The sequence below is a fragment of the Mucilaginibacter sp. genome, assembly GCF_036383575.1.
Lineage (GTDB): Bacteria > Bacteroidota > Bacteroidia > Sphingobacteriales > Sphingobacteriaceae > Mucilaginibacter.
Genome location: NZ_DASVOB010000133.1, coordinates 1 through 5,887, shown reverse-complemented (window position 1 = coordinate 5,887; position 5,887 = coordinate 1). Strand labels below are relative to the sequence as shown.

At 41.0% G+C, this 5,887-nt stretch carries 4 protein-coding genes; 3 read left to right on the top strand and 1 reads right to left on the bottom strand.

Going from position 1 to position 5,887, the window contains the following annotated elements; all coding sequences use genetic code 11:
• The 3 genes from VF500_RS04885 to VF500_RS04875 all read left to right on the top strand — a co-directional run.
• The coding region (locus tag VF500_RS04885) for an acyl-CoA dehydrogenase family protein (RefSeq protein ID WP_330858604.1) at positions 1 to 535 on the top strand (535 nt) is incomplete at its 5' end.
• A gap of 104 nt (positions 536 to 639) precedes the next feature.
• Positions 640 to 2,736 (top strand): tetratricopeptide repeat-containing sensor histidine kinase, encoded by a 2,097-nt coding sequence (locus tag VF500_RS04880; protein ID WP_330858603.1) that lies wholly within the window; start codon positions 640 to 642, stop codon positions 2,734 to 2,736.
• A gap of 330 nt (positions 2,737 to 3,066) precedes the next feature.
• Positions 3,067 to 4,986, top strand: a complete 1,920-nt coding sequence (locus VF500_RS04875) for a HAMP domain-containing sensor histidine kinase (protein ID WP_330858602.1) — start codon at positions 3,067 to 3,069, stop codon at positions 4,984 to 4,986.
• A 4-nt stretch (positions 4,987 to 4,990) separates the two neighbouring features.
• Here the strand turns inward: VF500_RS04875 and VF500_RS04870 are convergent.
• Positions 4,991 to 5,887, bottom strand: an 897-nt coding sequence (locus VF500_RS04870) for a family 1 glycosylhydrolase (RefSeq protein WP_330858601.1), incomplete at its 5' end; no start/stop codon positions are given.

The following is a 5,887-nucleotide window of genomic DNA, read 5'->3' as shown; positions in this document are numbered from 1 at the left end:
ATCAGCAACCGGCGAGCTTGTTTTTGATCATGTTAAAATACCAAAAGAAAACTTGTTACCCAATGTAATTGGCATAAAAGGTCCGCTGGGTTGTTTAAACCAGGCCCGTTACGGTATTGCCTGGGGAGCCCTGGGTGCCGCTATGGATTGTTACGACACCGCCCTCCGCTACACTAAGGAGCGTGAGCAATTTGGCAGACCGATAGCAGGTTTTCAGCTTCAGCAAAAAAAACTGGCCGAAATGATCACCGAAATTACCAAAGGACAGTTATTAGTTTGGCGTTTAGGCACACTTAAAAACGAAAACAGGGCCACTCCCGCCCAAATATCAATGGCTAAGCGAAATAGTGTCGAAACAGCTATCACAATAGCCCGTGAGGCGCGGCAAATGCTTGGCGGCATGGGTATTACCGGCGAGTATCCCATTATGCGGCATATGATGAACCTTGAATCGGTAATAACCTATGAGGGTACACATGATATCCATCTGCTTATTACCGGTATGGATGTTACCGGACTTGATGCTTTTAAGTAGCAGATAATCAATATGCTTTAACTTTTAGTAACATGCGTGTTATTCGTACGCAAAAATATTGTTCGTTATAATTAGGAGCATTATATTTGTTGCGTAACCGCTTAATGTTGTCAACCCCTGATAGCCCTGTTAGTTTAAACAAACTGCTGACTAACCATTCAATTTGGCTGGCCTTGGCTATTCTGTTGCTATTTAATTCCTGCGCAAACAACATTAAGGATACAGGCGAGTATTCCGGACCATTTAAGCCGGTATTTGATACAGTAAGCCTGTACAACGGTGAAAGATCTCAGCCTCAGAGAGGCCTTGAATACCTCGATTCAGCCTATAAAACTATAAAAACCCCTTTTGCAAACGACAGGTTCCGTTTTTACGCTTTTCATTTTCTTTACAATTTAAAAGCATTGCATGACCCTAAAAAAGCTATGCCTTATGCTGATACCATGCAGGCTATAGCTGCCGAAAGTGTTACGCCTGATCAACATATTAAATTAGCTGCAGAAGCGGATTTTGCTACGGGCGATGCTTATTCAGACATGGTGAAGTATGACCAGGCCTACAGGTATTTCTACAAAGGCTATTCTATTGGTAAAAACGCCATCAACGATGCCATACTGGCCGAATACACCTACCGTATGGGTATGATCATGTTTAAACAAGGTCATTTTAGGGAGGCTGCCAATTATTTTAAGATCAGTCACGTTCAAAGCTACGCGTACACTGATGATTTTCGTGCTTTTTATCAGCGACAGGAACTTTTAGATAATATTGGCGAAAGCTACAAAAACAGCGGTGACATTGACAGCTCTAAGCTTTACTTAAATAAAGCACTTGCTTACATCGATGAAAATAGCGTAAGATTTGCCGAGCGGGCAAACCTGCTTGAAGTTGCCCGGGGCGTTGTTTACGGTAACCAGGGCGACCTGGCATTGTTAACCCATAATTATACCGAGGCAAATGAACTGCTGAAAAAAAGTATCGCCATTAATTTAAAACCGGGTAATGATAACCGCGACGCCGAATTAACCGAGATAAAGCTTGCCCGCTTATATTCAATTACCAATAAACAAAACGAGCTTTTTGAATTGCTGAACAGCTTGCGCGGTCAGCTCGACACCATCAAAAATGATGATGCTGAAACCAACTGGAATAGTTTAATGAGTACTTATTATCTGCAGAAAAACGACTATCAAAATAGCCTGCTGTATCTGAGGAACTATTCGGCGTTAAAAGATTCAGCATTAAAAAGAACATCCTCATTAAAACGGACGGATGTTAACCAGCAACAGGCCAGTTTTGACAAAGAAAACCAGATAGAAAACCTTAAAGGCCATAATACGCTACAATTGATCTACATCGGTCTTGCTGTGCTTTTTTCAGTAATGGCAGTGATCATTATCTTCCTTGTTTTCCGTAACCTCAGAAGGTCAAAACGGGATATCGTAGTAATAAAGAAGCTGAACGATCAGATCCAACAGCAAAAAACCGAATTAGAAAACACCCTTGAAGATGTGAACCAGGGAAGTCGCGAGAAAGACCGGATTCTGCGGGCTGTTGCCCACGACCTTCGCAATCCGCTTGGAGGCATTGCGGCATTATCCGCAGCAATGGTTGAGGATGCAATGGATGAAGAGCAAACAGATCTGATCAACCTCATCAAAGAAACTTCCTATAATTCCCTCGAGCTTATCAATGAAATTTTAGAAGCGGCCAATACTGCTAACGTTACCTTCAATAAAGAATGGGTTGAAATTAACAGCCTCATTAATAATAGTGTTGATTTGCTGCGGTTTAAAGCTGCTGAAAAAGACCAGGATATTATGCTTAGCTTATTGGAAGCCCCTACCGAGCTACTGATAAACAGAGAAAAGATATGGAGGGTTATCAGTAACCTGATCAGTAATGCTATAAAATTCAGCCCCAAAGGTGCCGTTATTTATGTCATTGTGAACCAAAAGCAGCTGGGGGTTGAAATATGTGTTAAAGATTATGGCATAGGTATCCCTGACAAATTACAGCAACAGGTCTTTAATATGTTCACTGAAGCCAAAAGGCCGGGTACCGACGGCGAAAAATCATTCGGTCTCGGGCTTTCCATATGCCGGCAAATAATTGAAAAACATAGCGGCAGGATATGGCTAAAAAGCGACCTAAATAATGGATCGAGTTTCTACGTTTACCTCCCTGCCCAGGCGTCATAATATATCGGTTATCTTAACAGTCGCATTTAGTTTTTAGGCATATCAAAAAAGTTTCATTATAAATAATTAATTGAAAATATTAGTAAAAGCAGTATGATCTTTTTTAAAATTTTTCATAGTTTACCCTTGTTTTACAACCAACTCTAAACCTGGCATAACTTCATATTGATGTTTACATACAAAGGCTTAAGACAAATATGGCTATCCGGTAATATACCGGGGTGTTTGTTTTTTGCGTGTTTTTTGCTGATAATCAGTTCATGCCGGCAACAGCCCAAAGGCTTTCTTTCATCCTCTGCATATAATAAGGCAGTTGATACCGCAACCATAATGTATGACAATGGACATCATGAAGCTGCTATAAATTATCTTGATTCGGCCTTCCGTCATTCGGATAATCTTGGTTTTAAACAGGTATATAATTATTATTTTTTCATCTATACCTACGCATCCCATGTAAAAAACGATCGCAAAATGGCTTTGCTGTATGCTGATAGTATGCTTTACATTTTCGATACCCCCGAGAAGAAACTAAAATTTACCAGCGAATATGGGCAAGCGCACCTTTCAAAAGGTGATGTATTGTTTGATGATCATCGTTACAACGAAGCTTATGGCTATTTTTACGAAGGGAAGGTAATTGCCAATAACAACCTTGATGATTGTACAATGGGCGATTATAGCTACCGCATGGGTATGATCCTGTACAAGCAGGAACATTACAGCCGGGCCGCTGAATATTTTAAGAAAAGTTTTGACGAAACCAGTTCATGCGAGGGCGACTTCAACTATTTTTACCGCAGGCAGGAGTTACTGAACAATATAGGCTTAAGCTACAGCAAAATGCTGATGAATGACAGTGCCATGTATTTTTACAACAATGCCCTTGATTACATCAACACTAATGCTGTACGGTTTAAAGACCGCCCGCAAATGGGCGAGGTTTCTAAAGGAGTAGTGTATGGTAATATGGCTGATATCGGTATCAGGCAAAAGGATTACAATAAAGCCAAAAGCCTGCTCAAAAAAAGCATTGCCATCAATCTGCGTAAAGGAAACGACAATAATGATGCGCAATACTCCGAACTGAAACTTGCATCGATATATGACAGGCAGAATGCTAATGATTCCTTAATAAACCTTCTGAATGTTATCAGGCTCCAGTTTGACAGTGTTAAAAGCCCTGAAACAAGGCAAGACTGGCATTTATTAATGTCAAACTACCTGGAGAAGCAAAATGATCATCAGCAGGCTATGATGCACTATAAACAATATGATGAGCTTAAGGATACTATAACAAGCGAAAACAGAAAACTGAAAGAGGCTGACGTTGCCGAGCAGGTTAAAAGCCTTGAAAAAGATAATGAGTTTAACAACCTGAAGAAAAACAATGAATTGCAGCATGTTTACCTTAGGGTAACCATTGTTTTTGCCCTGATGCTCATTATTATTATTTCGCTGGTATTTTTAAACTGGCAAAAATCAAAAAAGAACATTAAAACGCTTGGGGATCTTAATGACCAGATAAACCATCAGAACCATCATTTGGAAAACGCTCTGAGCGATTTAAAGCTCAACAATCAGGAAAAAGACCGCATTCTGCGTACTGTTGCACATGATCTGCGCAATCCAATAGGTGGCATAGCTTCGCTTACCAGTGTAATGACCGAGGAAAATTACAGTGATGAGCAAAAAGAACTTTTAAATATTATCAGGGAAACGTCGTTTAACTCTATTGAACTGATCAACGAAATACTGGAAGCCACCGAATCCGCTTCGGCTGTGTTGAATAAGGAAGCCGTTGAGATTAACTCCTTATTAAACAATAGCGTTGAATTGATGCGCTTTAAGGCTGCTGAAAAACAACAGATCATCAATCTCGCGTCACTTAGCTCATCGCTTGAGCTCTGCATCAGCCGTGAAAAAATATGGCGGGTGATCAGCAATCTTATTAGTAACGCCATTAAATTCAGTCCGGAAGGATCAGCTATTTTAGTTATGGCGCTTGAACTGGAAAACGAGATCCGGATTTCTGTTAAGGATCATGGCATTGGAATCCCCGATAAACTCAAGAACCAGGTATTCAACATGTTTACTGATGCTAAACGCCCAGGAACCTCGGGCGAAAAATCATTCGGCCTCGGCCTTTCTATTTGCAGACAAATTATTGAGGATCATAACGGGCGCATCTGGTTTGAGAGCGATACCGAAAATGGTACATCCTTCAACTTCACGCTGCCTAAAAGTTAACAGCCTATTTTAAAAACTCAGCATACCATCTGCCCGAGGCTTTAACTGTACGTTGCTGGGTTGCATGATCAACATGGATCAATCCAAAACGAGGGTGATAGCCTTCGGCCCATTCAAAATTATCGGTAAGGGTCCATACAAAATAGCCGTTCACTTTGCAGCCTTCATTTTTTGCCTTTAAAACCTGGGTTATGTAATCCTTCAGGTATTTCAATCTTTTGGGATCATTTACTTCACCATCCGTAACCTCATCCGGAAAAGCCGATCCGTTTTCAGTAACGATGATCTTTTTAACGTTAGGATACGCATCAAATTTTTTGATCATATAATAAATAGAAGGCGGATAAACCTCCCAGCGCATGGCTGTCAGATCCACGCTCCTATTTTCGGCCTTGACCATACTCGCGTGGATGTAGGGCGTGAAAAATGAATATTTTACAATTTCGCGGGTATAATTCTGAATACCGATGAAGTCAAAATCAAAACTTAGTTTATCCTCGTCACCAGGGTGAAAATACTTTTTGAGGTCTTTAAGTGCGGGAAGGTCATTTGTCGGATACCCCATGCCCAGCAGCGGTTCAATATACAAACGATTGATCAGTGCATCGGCACGAACGGCCGCGGCCACATCTCTCGGCTTATTGGTAAAAGGCTCTATCTGTGAGCAAGAAAATGTTGTACCGATTTGCGCTGTTGATGGTAACAATTTCCGCAATATCCTTCCACCTTCAGCAATACTCATTGTAACGTGGTGGATGGCGGGAACAAAATTTTTCATGCCGCTGCGGCCCGGTGCATGAATGCCGAAGAAATAACCAGCGCCTGTAAACACAACAGGCTCATTCATTACCATCCAATGCTTTACCCTGTCACCAAAATTTTGAGCACAAATGGTGATAAA

Bases quoted from the DNA above. Each gene is read 5' to 3' on its own strand.
- VF500_RS04880 (WP_330858603.1), top strand. From the start codon at position 640: ATGTTGTCAACCCCTGATAGCCCTGTTAGTTTAAACAAACTGCTGACT.
- VF500_RS04875 (WP_330858602.1), top strand. From the start codon at position 3,067: ATGTATGACAATGGACATCATGAAGCTGCTATAAATTATCTTGATTCG.